The organism is Colwellia sp. C2M11 (genome assembly GCF_018860915.1).
Lineage (GTDB): Bacteria > Pseudomonadota > Gammaproteobacteria > Enterobacterales > Alteromonadaceae > Colwellia.
This window is the reverse complement of the sequence record NZ_JAHKQD010000047.1, coordinates 22405-37399: the sequence shown is the minus strand read 5'-3', so window position 1 is coordinate 37399 and position 14995 is coordinate 22405. Positions and strand designations below refer to the sequence as shown.

Sequence of the window (14995 nt, the reverse complement as noted above, 5' to 3'; positions counted from 1 at the left end):
AACTGTTAGCTAAATTACTAACATTTTAAGACGATTGATTACTGATTATAATACCTAAAAGACCGTTTAAAAACGGCCTTTTTAGTCGAAGTACTTTAAAATCTTTACTAATAGAATAATTAATAGCTGTTAAGTAAGCACTAACTTTAATACTAAGTTAGTCAATATTATTTACACTAAAATTTTATCTGTAACCGCTTTTAATGTCAGCTCAGGTTTCTGATAGAAACTTCCCGGTATTTGGTTAGTGACTAATAGTGATTCTTTAAATTTATTAAATTTAACTTGGCAAGGTTTACAGCATGATAACCAAAAATCATTTAAACTTTTCTGACTTGTTATGCCATCAATATTGTAAACAGCACGCCCAAGAGTTTTAGTTGGTATATTATGATGTAACGACGATATACCTACAGTGCTGTTAATAGTTATAGTGCCTTTTGCATGTTTTAATAATGACGGTAGGTTTAAATCATGTACATATAAGACCCGACTATTTACATCGTAAGCATAACAAAGTTTTTTTATGTAGCCTGCATAATGATTGAAACCACGATCCATCGGATGATGTTTAAATACTAAAAAATCTTTTTTATCAGCATTTTGTGCAAATGACTTAATAACATCGCCAATAAATTCCTCAACTGAACGATAAGGTGAATGATACAAAATCTGACTATCTACACTCACTTGCAAAGGAGCTAAGAAATATTTTCCCGATAATTCACCTTCAAGTAATTTTTGAAAAATAGATTCTTGAGAATTATATTTTATTTTTCGTATACCAGACTTTACCCAGTTATACGTTTCTTCAAATAAATGCCAAGGTCGGTGATGTATATACCCTTTATAACGGTTAAAATAAAACAACTTAAAAAAGTAATACATGCTGGCATGATAGCCCATATGAAGAAAGGAGCGCTTCAATACCAACATATTGTCTTGGTTAGTCTCAATTGTACTTTCTGGTATATTAGTTTCAGACTGGTACCGTTCAAAATCGAAAAGTGAATTACCATTAACACCATTTTTTTCTAAGGTAATAAATGAGGGGCGCAGGTAACCTTCTTCAAAAGCCCAAAATGATATGGATAATTTATCCGCAACTTTTTTTGCTTCTCGGTGATAATACCGACAATCACCAAAAACAATAATATCGGTAATATTATTATTCTTAACGTAAGTTGATAAATAATTGGTCCAATCATTAGAATGACCACGATAAGCTGTTGAATGCTGCTTATCACTAAAGTAATGATCACCACCATTAAAGGTGATTTGTTGAACACTTACGTTTTCTTTCGACTGTAAGTATTTAGATAACATTTTGAAAAATGGCCCAACAGGACCTTGAAGAAGTAGCACATTTCTCATAAATAACCAAAACCCGTTGACTTGTCTAATAGAAAAAACGTATAGAGCAGAGGCTCTAACATGGCGCAATTTTAGAGGAACACCTCCCCTATATCAAGCACTTAACACACTATTATTAAAGTAATGTGAAGGTAACATAAAACAACAATTAAAATATTGTTATGCAATGCCCGCTAGGATATAAAGACGGGTTGAGTAATCGTTTTTATAGAAATGGAAATTAGCCTTCAGACTCATTTATTTCAAAATACACCTATTGAAATAAAAAGATAACCAACTGATAAAGTTAATAAAAATTTATTTTTCAAGACGTATTGTTTATTAATAGTGCAACAATACGATTCAAATAAGAATGATGATAAGCGTTAAAATAGTTGAATTAATCATTTATAAAATAAATGTTTCTAATTGTAACCTTATTTGAACTTCAAATAAGGTTTAATGTGTATTAGTAGTAAATGAGCTAATAATTCTGCGATTTGTTTTTATCGATAGCTATTCTTTATTAGTGCCACACCTTAATTCATTAAAATGGGTTACTTATGCGTACGAAAACCCGAAAGTAAATTCAAGAAATTCGTGACTATGTAAAGCGGGTTTCATATTATGTTTACATTCCTCGCCATTTTCAAACTAAAATGAACACAAATAAGATACAAACCACTTGGCAAGTTAAACACTTTAGCCAATTGTCGCTTGAACAACTATACGAGCTATTAAAACTGCGCATTGATATATTTGTTGTAGAACAAACTTGTTATTACCCCGATTTAGATAGTGACAAAGGGCAATTAGACAGGCACCAAGACACACTGCATCTTTTAGGATATCAAGATAACACCCTTGTTACCTATCTTCGTATATTAGCGAAAGATCAAAGCTATAAAAACTATATTAGCATTGGTCGAGTTGCTACCGCTAAACAAGCCAGAGGAAAAGGTTTGGGGCATGAGCTACTCAAAAAAGCCCTCAACCTATGCGAACAACACTTTCCGAAACAAAATATTAAAATTTCAGCTCAGGAACATTTAATCGGCTATTACCAACAGCATGGGTTTAAACAAGTATCTCCAATGTACCTTGAAGATAATATCCCTCACGTAGCAATGGTTAAAAATAGTGATAGCTAACCATTGCTTTAGAATCAACTAACAAAGACATAAATATTGGCGATTGCTAACATTAGCAAGACCAAAAACATACTAATAACACCAAATGCACGCGGCTTTGAAGTACCTATAGACAAACTTAAACCAATAGCATGTGAGACTCTGCCAAGAAATAAGATGCTGCCAAAAATATGTACCCATAAACTATCTGCACCGTTTAGCTCAAGCCCAGCTAATAAAATTAACGCTAACGGCATATATTCAGAAAAATTACCGTGAATTCTAATTGCTTTAATTAATGATGGATTCCCACCATCACCCAGCCCTATTTTTAGCTGAAAACGCAATCGTATAATATTAAACGATAGTCCGATAAAAAGAAGCGCAAGTAAGCTTGCATAAAATGCAGTGATGGTGATATTTATATCCATTTGATAACCTTTGTTATTATTATATTGTTAATAAGTTTTCTTTTATAAAGCAAAAAACTCGCCGAAGCGAGTTTTTATTTATATTGGTAATGCTTAACTCTATTATAATTAAGCTAATTGGTCATTCAATAACGCATTTACAGCCTCAACTGCTTGAGTACCGTCTACGGTTAAGTACTGACAATTACCTAACTTAGCTTCAGCTTGGTAAAAATCTACAAGCGGTTTAGTTTGTTCATGATAAATAGCTAAACGCTTACGTACTGTTGACTCTTCATCATCTGGACGAATTGATAAGTCATCGCCAGTAACATCATCCTTACCTTCGACTTTTGGTGGATTATAAACAAGGTGATATACACGACCTGAGCCAGAATGTACTCGGCGACCCGCCATACGTTCAACAATAACTTCATCTGGTACATCAAATTCGAGAACATGATCAACATTGATACCATTTTCTTTCATCGCATCAGCTTGAGGAATAGTACGAGGAAAGCCATCAAGTAAAAAGCCTGCTTTACAGTCATCTTGTGTGATACGCTCTTTTACTAAACCAATAATTAATTCATCTGACACTAGTTGGCCAGCGTCCATAACAGCTTTAGCTTGTTTGCCCAACTCAGTACCCGCTGAAATTGCAGCACGCAACATGTCACCAGTTGATATTTGAGGAATGCCAAATTTAGTCATCAAAAACTGTGCCTGTGTGCCTTTGCCCGCACCAGGAGCACCAAGAAGTACAATACGCATATAAACTAACCTTTAAGTGATAATGTTTAAAACAAGTAAAAATAATTACATTAAAACGATTTTATGGCCAAATTAACGCTATTTGATCATACTAATGTAATAATTCTCAGCTATTCTATTTATTGCGGCAAACACTATACAAGCAAGCCTTTAAGCAAACAACCCTAGCATACAAAAAAGGAGCATTCATTCATAGTGAATTGCTCCTTTTTCAGACTAAAGTATACTGTTTTTGTAGCTACTTCCCTAAGCCACTTAACAGCGTGACTTAGGAAAATAATATTACTTAGTTAAGCTCAACATTAGCTTATTTAAGCGGCCAACAAAGCTTGCAGGGTCTTTTAAGCTACCACGCTCTGCTAACATCGCTTGCTCAAATAAAACATCAACCCATTGAGTAAACTTCTCATCATCTTGCTCATCAGCAACATATTTTACTAAATCATGTTCACCATTGATTTCAAAAATAGGTAATGATTCAGGTACTTCTTGTCCAACAGAAGCCATTAGTTTTGCCATTTGGCTACTCATATCATTTTCATCTGCAACAATACAAGCTGGTGAATCAGTTAAACGCTGAGATAATTTAACTTCTTTAACTTTACCTTTAAGCGCTTCTTTTATACGAGCTACAACGCCATCAAACTCTTTTTCAAGCTTTTCTTGCGCTTCTTTAGTTTCAGCATCATCCATGTCACCTAAATCTAAACCACCACGCGTAACGGATTGTAGCTGTTTACCGTCAAACTCATTTAGGTGACTTACTAGCCATTCATCAATCCGATCAGACATTAACAATACTTCAATGCCTTTTTTACGGAAAACTTCTAAATGAGGGCTATTTTTAGCCGCTTCAAAGCTATCAGCAACAACATAATAAATTTTATCTTGACCTTCTTTCATACGTTCAATGTAAGAAGCTAAAGAAACATTCTGAGTTGCGCTGTCTTCATGTGTTGAAGCAAAACGTAATAAACCAGCAATTTGCTCTTTATTCGCCATGTCTTCAGCTGGACCTTCTTTTAATACTTGTCCAAACTCATCCCAAAAACCCTGATATTGCTCAGCATCTTTTTTACCTAGCTTTTCAAGCATTTTTAATACACGTTTAGTACAACCCTTACGAATCGCCTGTGTAATTTTATTATCTTGTAAAATTTCACGAGAAACATTCAATGGTAAATCATTTGAATCGAGTAAACCTTTCACAAAACGTAAGTAGGTTGGCATAAACTGTTCAGCGTCATCCATAATAAATACACGTTGCACATATAACTTCAAACCATGTTGTTTTTCACGGTTATACATATCAAATGGGGCTTTAGTTGGTACGTATAATAATGAGGTGTATTCAGTTTTACCTTCTACTCTATTATGTTCCCATAACAGTGGATCAGCAAAGTCATGTGATACATGCTTATAAAATTCTTTATATTCATCGTCTGATATGTCAGATTTTTCTCGTGTCCATAGGGCTGTAGCCTTATTAATAGCTTCCCATTTAGCTGGTATCGCATCACGCGCTTCAATGCCTGGAGTTGTCACATTACCATCATCATCTTTCTCTTCAGCTACCGCTTCAACAGCCGGCACTTCAGGTGTTAGCATCTCAACAGACACTGAAATATGATCAGAATACTTAGTTACAATAGATTTTAAACGCCAATCATCAGCAAATTCACTTTCATCTTCTTTTAAATGAAGAATAATGTCTGTACCACGATTAGACTTTTCAATTTTAGTTGTAGTGAAATCACCTTCACCAGCACTCACCCATTCAACACCTTCTGAGGCATCATCGCCCGCACGACGAGTACGAACAGTTACTTTATCAGCAACGATAAATGCTGAATAAAAACCAACACCAAATTGACCTATTAATTGAGAATCTGACGCTTGGTCACCAGAAAGTTGAGAGAAGAAATCTGCAGTACCAGATTTTGCAATAGTGCCTAAATGCTCAATAACCTCGTCCAGGTTCATTCCAATACCGTTATCAGAAATAGTTACTGTGTTGTTTTCTTTATCACAGCTTACTCGAACTCTTAAATCACCATCATTTTCAAATAGGTCTGCATTTGATAACGCTTTAAAGCGCAGCTTATCTGAAGCATCTGCAGCATTCGAAACTAATTCACGTAAGAAAATTTCTTTATTAGAATATAGGCTGTGGATCATCAGTTGAAGTATTTTTGCATTGTCTGATGCAAATTCATGTTTTTGTGTTGTATTTTCTGTTGTCATTATCTTTACTCTGCTTATATTTCAATTAGGGAAATAATTAAGTGACTTAAAATGCGCTGACATTAACAGCAGCATTTTCTATCTAAACTATCAAAAATCGTTAAAATTAACGTTAGAAAAGATGTGGGGGTTGAGGAAAATAATTCAAGGGAAAAAAGTATAAATTTAAGTGTTAATTATTATAAATAATTAAAAAACAATAATTTAAATTATCAATTGACTTTTATTAAAAATACTAAAAAAATAATAACAATGTAATATTTATGAACAATGTCGATACCAAACTAGTTAATTATTTTCTATCTTGCTCTTAAGTTAGCCAATTGAACAACGGAGAATCACATCAAGATAACATACATAATATACTTTATCTGATTACTCTTGTGGATTCATCCATAATGAGAAAAAGGCTAACTCAATCATGTATATTGAAAATATAAAGCACTAGCATACGAGTAATTAAAAATTATAGATTTTACGACCAGATAGTGCATGAGATAACGTATTACCATCGACATATTCAAGCTCACCACCGACAGGTACACCATGAGCAATTCGAGAAATATTCACTTGATATTTTTGTGCTAACTCAGCAATAAAATGTGCTGTAGCTTCCCCTTCAACAGTTGGGTTAGTAGCTAAAATAACCTCTTCAAATTGCCCAGACGCAAATTGGTTTGCTAAAATATCTAAACCTAGATCATCAGGCCCTATACCATCAATCGGGGATAAGTGTCCCATTAACACAAAGTATTTTCCAGTAAATTCACCTGTTTGCTCTATAGCAATAACATCACCAGGGCTTTCAACAACACACAAACTTGTGGCTACTTTTCGCTTCGGACTCTGGCAAATTTCACATAAATCTTGCTCAGTAAAATTCCGGCAAGATTGGCAATGACCAATATCGACCATTGCTTTGGCTAAAGTGTTTGCCAATTTACTCCCTCCATGACGATTTCGCTCCAGCAACTGAAAAGCCATACGTTGAGCTGACTTAGCGCCCACACCAGGTAAACATTTCAAGGCATCGATAAGTTCTTGTACTAAAGGACTAAATTTCATAAAACATACTTAAGGTTGTCAATAAGAGTAAATTAAAAATGATTATACAGGACTTGATACAGGATAAAGTACCTGATCTTTATATCCCGTAGTAATTGGCATAAAGCCAGACAATAGCTGATCTAGTTCATTATCACCAGTATCGCTAATTAGAGGCGTATTATTTAAAGCCGCTAATTTTTTTTTCGTAGCAATAATCATAATATTGTCCTTGCCACCACGTTGCTCAAGAATAAGACGAATGATACGTGGACTTAATTGCTGATTACCGCGACCAAAAATATGGCCTTGCCCACCAATTAAAGTAATAACTAAGGTTATATTTTGCTGCTCAGTCGCTGCTGACTCTTTTGTTGCTATAAGATGTTGCCATAGTTGCTTTTCAGTTACATCATTAGCAACGAGCATTTGATTTTTTACTAAATCAACACCGAGTAAAGTATTATCTAAACCAAGCTCTCCCATTAAAAAGTCAATTGTTGAACCCGAGCCAATAATAAATAAAGCTTCTTCATTATCACTCATATGTGAAATAACATCTTCACTAATATCTTGCAGTACTAATTCATCTAACTCTTTACCACCAGATTTAACCGTCTGAACATATCTAAGCTCACTTGGAATCTGCATTTCACCAAAACGTTTAGCTTTAACAATTCCTTGGCGAAATAATGATTCATCAATATCCATCACATCACCTTCAGTTAATGTTACTAACTGCTTAGTGACCATTAACTCTACTACTCGCCCAGCAGCCTTGGGTGTAATAGCATAAACACCAGAATGAATTTTACATCCTGCTGGTATTCCTAACACTGGTATTTGTGATGAATCTTTTTTCTGAGCATTTAAGGCAACTACTTTCGCGATATTACGCGCTGTCCCATCACCACCAGCAAATAAAATAATATCAACTTGTTTAGTGAGTAAAGCCGATATCGTTTTTTCTGTGTCAATGGCTTGGGTTTTATCTGTAGATGTTTGATAAACCAGCTCTACATTAAAACCTAGTGATTTAGCCGTTTGTTCACCCATTTGATTATTTGCTGTATATATGATTATTTCATCTTGATATGGTAATAAAATATTCAGTGCTGTTTGTGTTCGCTCATTTGCTTTAAATTCAGCGCCAAGCGCTAAGGCGTGATTAACCATATCATCACTCCCTTTTAACGCAACACTTCCACCAATACCTGCGATAGGATTAATGACTAAGCCTAATTTGAACATTATTTATCTTCTTTGTTTTTAATAAAATCATCAATTTTTAAAGGTAAAGGCGTATTATAAAAATTAGCCAAAACTTCAATAAACTGATTTGCTCTTGCAGGAAAACCTTGTTGTAAAAACACTTTAACCTGCTGAAATACTTTCTTTTTAAAACCATCAGTATCAGCTTGAAATCCATTTAAGTTATCAGAAGAAACATGGAAATCTTTTTTAACGGCGACATTAAAAGCCCACTCAATAGCTTGTGGGATAATTTCAACTTGCTCAAATTGAGCTTGTTGCTGCTCATCTCGCCCATCCGGAACATACCAATATCCATAATCTTCAAGCAAACGCCTTTTGGCGCCGGCATGACACCAATGCGCTATTTCATGAAAAGCACTTTCATAGTAACCATGAGCAAAAACGACTTGATTATAGCTACATTGATTATTTTTGGGTAAATAGATTGGTTCATCATCTCCCTTAATTAATCGTGTGTTATAAGATTGACTAAACGTTTTATCAAAAAGCGCAATTAAATCTTGATAATGGTATGGCATAACATTTATGAGTAAAAGTACAATAGTGGGAAAATAATAGCGCTATTGTAACGAAAAATGACGCTTGTGACAGCGTCATTTTAACTATGATAACGTTTAATAAAAGTTTAACCTTTCATGATTTATTTAAACATCATCTTCAATCTTATCCTTACCTTTAGTACGCTCGATACTATCAAGCTTATGATGGATAGCTGATTTAATCATCATATAAGCACTAATTGGCGCGGTTAGTAAAAGAAAGATAGAAATTAAAATTTCCTTTAAGCTTAACCCGTCTTGTGTTGTACTAAAGAAAATCATTGCCGCAGTTAATAGTGACGCCATACCTAGGGTAGTTGCTTTCGTTGGTCCATGAAGCCGCATAAAAAAATCAGGCATTTTCACTAAACCAATAGAACCAATAAGTACAAAAGTTCCACCAATTAATAATAATATTGAAATAATCCATTCAATCATAATTTATACCTTACTCTATAATATCGCCACGTAATAAGTACTTACATACAGCGACAGTACTTACAAAACCTAACATAGCAATTAGCAATGCAGCTTCAAAATACAACCCTGTCCCCATATTCATACCGTATAAAATAATCAATGCAATACTATTGATATACATGGTATCAAGTGCCAATATTCTATCAGGAACGGAAGGACCTATTAGCAAACGCCATAAGTTTAATATTAACGACAGACCTATCATCGCAAACACAATCAAGATAACAGTTTCTAGCATTGAAATATCTCCTTAAGAGGCGCTTCATAGCGTTGTTTAATAGTATTGATCAAAGCTTCTTCATCGGTAAGATTTAAAACATGTATCAATAAAAATCGTTGTTCAGGCTTCTCTCCTTCCGTGAAACATTCTCGCCAAGGGTAAACTTCAGCGCTTACTGTTCCTGGTGTTAATGACACAGTACTCGCTAATATGGTAATTGGCATGCTATGTGTTAAATCTAACGGCACTTTAACAAAGCCAGGCGTCAATTTTTTTGTTGGGCCTAAGATTAATATAGCAACCTCAAGATTTGCCGTAACTATGTCATATAACACCAACATTAAATGACGTAACGCTAACATAGGCTTTAATACTAATGGCTGTTTAGTTCTAAATGGGTTAGTCGCAAGCGGAATAACAATAGCAAGAATAATAGCTAAAACAATATGCCCTGTTGATACACTATTATTTAAAAGTAACCAGACAACAAATAACAAAAGGCTCCGGATAGGAGTAGGTAGCCATTTAAACCGAGTATCTAATCGCATTACTGGCCTCCAGGAAGAATAGTTTTAATGTTGTTATTAAAGTCATGCAATTGAGTCGCAGCTCCAATAGCATACTCACTTAACGGCCCTGCAAAAATGCTCATCAATGGTGCGCTGGCTACCAAAATTATTAAAGCAGCTAACTGTGCTGGATGTACACGTTCTTGCTTAGCGCGTTCCGCCACTCTTTGCTCTGAAATCTTAGCTTGATGATGCCAAAAAACAGTACTACCTGCTTTAGCAACTGCAAATAAGACAGCCAAACTCGCGAGTAAATAAAGTGGCCAAAAAACAAAATTATATTCAGTCTCTAGTGTTGCTTGAAGTAACCATACTTTACCAATAAATCCAGATAAAGGTGGCATACCTATTACCGCTACCGCTGCGATAACAAAGCAAGAGCCTAATAACATGGGCTGAGACACCGGAGTACCAGCAGTAATTCGATCTGCAACCTTACCTCGTTGATGACCAATTAAGTCCGCTAATATATATAATGCAGCGGTAACCAACGTCGAATGCACTAAATAATAAATAGCTGCTGAGCTCGCTTCAACTGTTTGCACTGCAACTAAAGCGACTAAAGTACCTATAGAAACAATCACCAAATTAGAAACTAATTTCCTTAAATCTTGGCTAGCAAGCACACCAATGGCACCCATAGTAATTGTCGCTAGTGCTAACCACCATAACCAACTTTGCGCCATATGAGTCAATTCGCCTGCTTCTTCACCAAAAATAAGTGTATAAACACGCATCATTGAATAAACACCGACTTTGGTCATTATCGCAAATAACGCCGCCACAACAGGCATCGCAGTAGCATAAGTATTAGGCAACCATAAATGTAGTGGTAGTAAAGCACCTTTTAATGCAAAAACCACTAATAATAACAAGCCACCTATTTTAGCAAGATAAACATCGTCACCTTGTAAATAAGTTACTTTTTGAGCCATATCAGCCATATTCAGTGTGCCTAACACGCCATATAGGATACCTAAGGCAACTAAGAAAACAGCAGAGCCAACTAGATTCATAATGACGTATTGTAAGGCTGCTCGCGTATTTTTTTTATCTCCACCGTGCATTAACAAAGCATAAGAAGCAATAAGTAATACTTCGAAGAAGACAAAAAGATTAAAAGCATCACCTGTTAAAAACGCACCATTAACCCCTAAAATTAAAAACTGTACTAATGGGTGAAAAAAGCTACCTTTTTCATCATCCCCGGCACTCGCGTATAGAGTACATACAGCACCAAGTAACGAGCTTAAACATACTAACAAAGTAGATAATGGATCTGCGACTAACACAATACCAAAAGGAGCACTCCAATCACCAATCGCATAAACTTGGATTCCATTTGCTTGAACTTTTAATAATAGCGCTAATGAAATTAAAAAAGTGATAAAACTTAACGCTACAGAAGAAAATCGTCTAATCGCCTTGTTTTTCCCACATGGCGGCATTAGTAGGATGACCCCTGCCAACATAGGTAATAATATAGGTAAAGATGTCAAATGCTGGCTCATACTTTGCCCTTTTTCTTATTCTCTGGAACTTGTCCATTGACATGATCGTTGCCTAAATCTGCCCGCCCTCTTATTGCCAAAATAACGACAAAAGCCGTCATAGCAAAGCCGATAACGATCGCTGTTAATACAAAAGCTTGTGGTAATGGATCAGCATATACTTCACTGTAACCTAAAACTGCAGCACTATTTAGACTAAGTCGTCCTGAAGAAAACAAAAATAAATTAACACCGTAAGACAGCATTGTTAAACCTAAAACCACAGGAAAAGTTCGTGATCTTAAAATTAAGAACACACCACAAAAAACCAACACTCCAACACAAGATGCGTATAGTAATTCCATTAAATATTTACCTCTTCTTTAGGAGCATTTGCCGTTAACTTACCAAGACTACCTAAAATCATTAATGTCGCACCAACAACCGTAATATAAACACCTAAATCAAATACCAGTGCACTGGCAAGTTCAATTTCACCAATAAAAGGTATATTGAAATAATCAAACCAAGTTGTCATGAACGGTTTATCAAAGAACCAACTACCAACACCGGTAAATAACGCAATAGCAATCCCTGAGGCAATTATTTTGCGGTAATTAATTGTTAATCGTTCAGCAATCCAATTTGAACCATGCGCTATATACTGCAAAATAAAGGCAATAGCGGTTATTAGTCCGGCAATAAATCCTCCACCTGGTAGATTATGACCACGTAAGAAAATATAAAATGAAACTAATAACGCTAGCGGTAATAACGACTGAGAAATACTCGCTAATAAAATAGGGTATCGTTCTTTTGCCCAAGGGCGACCTTCGCTATCACTACCTGGCATAAATAAAGGTAAATTGATTAAAAGTTTATAAATACCTAATGCCGCAATGCCTAATACACAAATTTCACCTAATGTATCAAAACCACGAAAATCAACTAAAATAACATTAACAACATTAGTGCCACCACCACCTGTTTTAGCATTCGCTAAGAAAAAGTCTGAAATAGACTCAAATGGACGTGTAATTAGGGCATAACAAATACTACCAATAACAACACCTAACGTTGCTGATATGCCTATATCCCGCAATATACGCATTGAGCTAGATTCTCTAGGTGAATACTGTGGTAAAAAGAATAAAGCCAACATCAGCAATATAATAGTAACAACTTCAACCGTTAGCTGAGTTAAAGCTAGATCTGGTGCTGAGAAGCGAGTGAACGCAACGGATACCATTAGCCCTACAACAGAAATCATCAACAAAGAAATCATCCGTGTGCGATACCAAATAACTGTGCTAATAGCACCAATAATTAATAATGCGGCACCAACAGCATTGTGAACATCGATAGGTGTTAATGGTTTTTGCCCTACCAATTGGTTCATTTCAAGTAATGGCCAACCTGAAAAAAGTAATACAACTAAAAACATTAAGGTTAAATAACGCTGTAACGAGCCATTTTCTATCGTATTTATTTTATGCTGACACCACTTTATCGTGCTGTACACCATACCATCGAATGCTTTTTTAGCATTCAGTGGTGGCAATGAATCTTGAAACTTATAAAGGTGACGGCGTTGCGTATACATAAATAAACCACCACTGACTGCAATAGCACTCATCAATAACGGTAAATTAAAGCCGTGCCACAGTGTTACTTTAAACTCTGGCACATAACCACCTAACACCGCGAAAGAGGCAGATTTTAAAATATCATTTACAATAAAGTTGGGGAATATTCCCACAAGTAAACATAAGGCGACTAATATTTCAATTGGTACCCGCATATAGCGAGGTGGCTCATTCGGTTGTCTAGGTAGGTCAATAGGATCGCCATTAAAGAAAACATCATGGATAAATCGTGCAGAATAAGCGACAGCTAAAGCACCTGCAATGGTGGCAAGTACCGGAATAAGCCATGACATGGAGCCTAATAACTGCTGATGTAATGTTTCAGCAAAAAACATTTCTTTAGACAAAAATCCATTTAACAACGGAACTCCTGCCATTGCTGCGGCAGCAACCATAGCCAATGTTGCAGTATAGGGCATAAATCGCCACATACCATTGAGCTTGCGCATATCGCGCGTCCCCGTTTCATGGTCAATAATACCTGTTGCCATAAATAATGAGGCTTTAAAGGTTGCATGATTAATTATATGGAAAATAGCAGCGACTGTTGCAAGTTCAGTACTCAAGCCTAATAACAGAGTAATTAAGCCTAAGTGACTAATAGTTGAATAAGCTAATAGACCTTTTAAATCATGTTTAAATAAAGCTATATAAGCACCAAATAATAATGTAGTTAAACCAGTTATACTAACAATAATAAACCAAGTATCTGTTCCCGCTAGCACAGGATAAAAACGAGCTAATAAGAAAATACCCGCTTTAACCATAGTGGCTGAATGAAGATAAGCACTTACTGGTGTTGGTGCTGCCATGGCATGGGGTAGCCAAAAATGAAAAGGGAATTGTGCCGACTTAGTGAACGCACCAAGCAACACTAAAATCAGTGCAACTTCATACCAATCATGCCCTTGAATCATTTCTCTACTAGCTAAAATAACATCTAAATTAAAACTACCAACAATATTGCCTAATAACAGTAAACCAGCCAATAAAGCTAACCCACCGCCACCGGTTATCGTTAAAGCCATAATGGCACCTTTACGTGCTTCAGACTTTTGCCACCAATAGCTAATCAGCAAAAATGAACTAATACTGGTAAGCTCCCAAAAAAACCAGAGTTGAATGACATTATTTGACATAACAATACCAAGCATTGCCGTCATAAATAACATTAAATAAGCATAAAGTTTAGGCATGGAATCATTACTACTTAAGTAATAACGGGTATAAAAAATAACTAATATACCAATACCCAGTATCATAAAAATGAATAATAGTGAAAGACCATCCAAGCGAAAGGCTATATCTATACCGAGTAAAGGAATCCACGAAATTGTTTCTCGAATTTCTTCACCTGAAAAAACAGCAGGTGCAAGATTAATGGTCATTAATAATGCAATAACAGGCATTAACAAGGATAACCCTGTCGATTGATTACGAGTTAATTTACCCGTCATTGAAGAAATAATACTGCCAAGTAAGGATAGCAAGGGTATCCAAAGCAAAGTCATAAAGTAAACCTTTTTGATAGCGTCGTATTAGTACGACAGTACACTATATTATTAGTGTGATGAATAGTGTAAATATACAATGTTAATGATAATTTTACTGTATTAGTCTTTGAGTTGTCTATAGTTTGTAATTATAGTTTTGTTCATATTATAAAGTACTCACTAGCCAATTATTGTCTCATTAATATGAAGAACAAGGAACATTACTTTTTGAATTAAATTTAACTTTCAGCCTACTACTCTATAACTATTAATTACAACAAATCAACTAATTAAGATCATAGTTAGCATCGATTTTAACTGTATGTTC

14 protein-coding genes are annotated in these 14995 nt (G+C 35.3%); 1 reads left to right on the top strand and 13 read right to left on the bottom strand.

Annotated elements, in window-relative coordinates; genetic code table 11:
• Window positions 1–171: 171 nt before the first annotated feature.
• Complete coding sequence (locus KO509_RS12970) at window positions 172–1374, bottom strand: capsular biosynthesis protein (RefSeq protein WP_215973689.1); 1203 nt, start codon at window positions 1372–1374, stop codon at window positions 172–174.
• A 638-nt stretch (window positions 1375–2012) separates the two neighbouring features.
• Here KO509_RS12970 and KO509_RS12965 point away from each other — a divergent pair.
• On the top strand, window positions 2013–2504 hold the full coding sequence (locus KO509_RS12965; protein WP_215973688.1) for a GNAT family N-acetyltransferase: 492 nt from the start codon (window positions 2013–2015) through the stop codon (window positions 2502–2504).
• A gap of 14 nt (window positions 2505–2518) precedes the next feature.
• Here the strand turns inward: KO509_RS12965 and KO509_RS12960 are convergent, their stop codons facing one another.
• From KO509_RS12960 to KO509_RS12905, 12 genes are all read right to left on the bottom strand, one after another.
• Window positions 2519–2914: an MAPEG family protein gene (locus KO509_RS12960; RefSeq protein ID WP_215973687.1), complete on the bottom strand. Its 396-nt coding sequence runs from the start codon at window positions 2912–2914 to the stop codon at window positions 2519–2521.
• Window positions 2915–3022: 108 nt separating this feature from the next.
• A complete protein-coding gene (gene adk, locus KO509_RS12955) occupies window positions 3023–3667 on the bottom strand; it encodes an adenylate kinase (RefSeq protein WP_215973686.1) in 645 nt (214 codons plus the stop codon).
• 282 nt (window positions 3668–3949) lie between these two features.
• Window positions 3950–5911, bottom strand: a complete 1962-nt coding sequence (htpG, locus tag KO509_RS12950; protein ID WP_215973685.1) for a molecular chaperone HtpG — start codon at window positions 5909–5911, stop codon at window positions 3950–3952.
• 459 nt (window positions 5912–6370) lie between these two features.
• Entirely contained in the window at window positions 6371–6976 is a 606-nt protein-coding gene (recR, locus tag KO509_RS12945) for a recombination mediator RecR (protein WP_215973684.1), read from the bottom strand.
• Between the two features lie 42 nt (window positions 6977–7018).
• Complete coding sequence (locus KO509_RS12940) at window positions 7019–8209, bottom strand: ATP-NAD kinase family protein (protein WP_215973862.1); 1191 nt, start codon at window positions 8207–8209, stop codon at window positions 7019–7021.
• Window positions 8206–8748, bottom strand: coding sequence for an elongation factor P hydroxylase (locus KO509_RS12935; RefSeq protein WP_215973683.1), 543 nt, complete (start codon window positions 8746–8748; stop codon window positions 8206–8208). The genes KO509_RS12940 and KO509_RS12935 overlap by 4 nt, the downstream gene beginning before the upstream one ends.
• A 126-nt stretch (window positions 8749–8874) precedes the next feature.
• On the bottom strand, window positions 8875–9207 hold the full coding sequence (locus KO509_RS12930; RefSeq protein WP_215973682.1) for a Na+/H+ antiporter subunit G: 333 nt from the start codon (window positions 9205–9207) through the stop codon (window positions 8875–8877).
• A 10-nt stretch (window positions 9208–9217) separates the two neighbouring features.
• Window positions 9218–9487: a K+/H+ antiporter subunit F gene (locus tag KO509_RS12925; protein WP_215973681.1), complete on the bottom strand. Its 270-nt coding sequence runs from the start codon at window positions 9485–9487 to the stop codon at window positions 9218–9220.
• Entirely contained in the window at window positions 9481–10017 is a 537-nt protein-coding gene (locus tag KO509_RS12920; RefSeq protein WP_215973680.1) for a Na+/H+ antiporter subunit E, read from the bottom strand. The genes KO509_RS12925 and KO509_RS12920 overlap by 7 nt, the downstream gene beginning before the upstream one ends.
• Window positions 10017–11549: a monovalent cation/H+ antiporter subunit D gene (locus KO509_RS12915; RefSeq protein ID WP_215973679.1), complete on the bottom strand. Its 1533-nt coding sequence runs from the start codon at window positions 11547–11549 to the stop codon at window positions 10017–10019. The genes KO509_RS12920 and KO509_RS12915 overlap by 1 nt, the downstream gene beginning before the upstream one ends.
• Window positions 11546–11893, bottom strand: a complete 348-nt coding sequence (locus KO509_RS12910) for a Na+/H+ antiporter subunit C (RefSeq protein WP_215973678.1) — start codon at window positions 11891–11893, stop codon at window positions 11546–11548. Before KO509_RS12910 ends, KO509_RS12915 begins: the two co-directional genes overlap by 4 nt.
• Entirely contained in the window at window positions 11893–14685 is a 2793-nt protein-coding gene (locus tag KO509_RS12905; protein WP_215973677.1) for a monovalent cation/H+ antiporter subunit A, read from the bottom strand. Before KO509_RS12905 ends, KO509_RS12910 begins: the two co-directional genes overlap by 1 nt.
• Window positions 14686–14995: the final 310 nt, after the last annotated feature.

Excerpts from the sequence above, each read along its gene's own strand:
- KO509_RS12930 (WP_215973682.1), bottom strand. The coding sequence starts at position 9,207 with ATGATTGAATGGATTATTTCAATATTATTATTAATTGGTGGAACTTTT.
- KO509_RS12915 (WP_215973679.1), bottom strand. The coding sequence starts at position 11,549 with ATGAGCCAGCATTTGACATCTTTACCTATATTATTACCTATGTTGGCA.
- KO509_RS12920 (WP_215973680.1), bottom strand. The coding sequence starts at position 10,017 with ATGCGATTAGATACTCGGTTTAAATGGCTACCTACTCCTATCCGGAGC.
- KO509_RS12910 (WP_215973678.1), bottom strand. The coding sequence starts at position 11,893 with ATGGAATTACTATACGCATCTTGTGTTGGAGTGTTGGTTTTTTGTGGT.
- htpG (WP_215973685.1), bottom strand. The coding sequence starts at position 5,911 with ATGACAACAGAAAATACAACACAAAAACATGAATTTGCATCAGACAAT.
- KO509_RS12925 (WP_215973681.1), bottom strand. The coding sequence starts at position 9,487 with ATGCTAGAAACTGTTATCTTGATTGTGTTTGCGATGATAGGTCTGTCG.
- KO509_RS12960 (WP_215973687.1), bottom strand. The coding sequence starts at position 2,914 with ATGGATATAAATATCACCATCACTGCATTTTATGCAAGCTTACTTGCG.
- KO509_RS12970 (WP_215973689.1), bottom strand. The coding sequence starts at position 1,374 with ATGAGAAATGTGCTACTTCTTCAAGGTCCTGTTGGGCCATTTTTCAAA.
- recR (WP_215973684.1), bottom strand. The coding sequence starts at position 6,976 with ATGAAATTTAGTCCTTTAGTACAAGAACTTATCGATGCCTTGAAATGT.
- adk (WP_215973686.1), bottom strand. The coding sequence starts at position 3,667 with ATGCGTATTGTACTTCTTGGTGCTCCTGGTGCGGGCAAAGGCACACAG.
- KO509_RS12905 (WP_215973677.1), bottom strand. The coding sequence starts at position 14,685 with ATGACTTTGCTTTGGATACCCTTGCTATCCTTACTTGGCAGTATTATT.
- KO509_RS12935 (WP_215973683.1), bottom strand. The coding sequence starts at position 8,748 with ATGCCATACCATTATCAAGATTTAATTGCGCTTTTTGATAAAACGTTT.
- KO509_RS12965 (WP_215973688.1), top strand. The coding sequence starts at position 2,013 with ATGAACACAAATAAGATACAAACCACTTGGCAAGTTAAACACTTTAGC.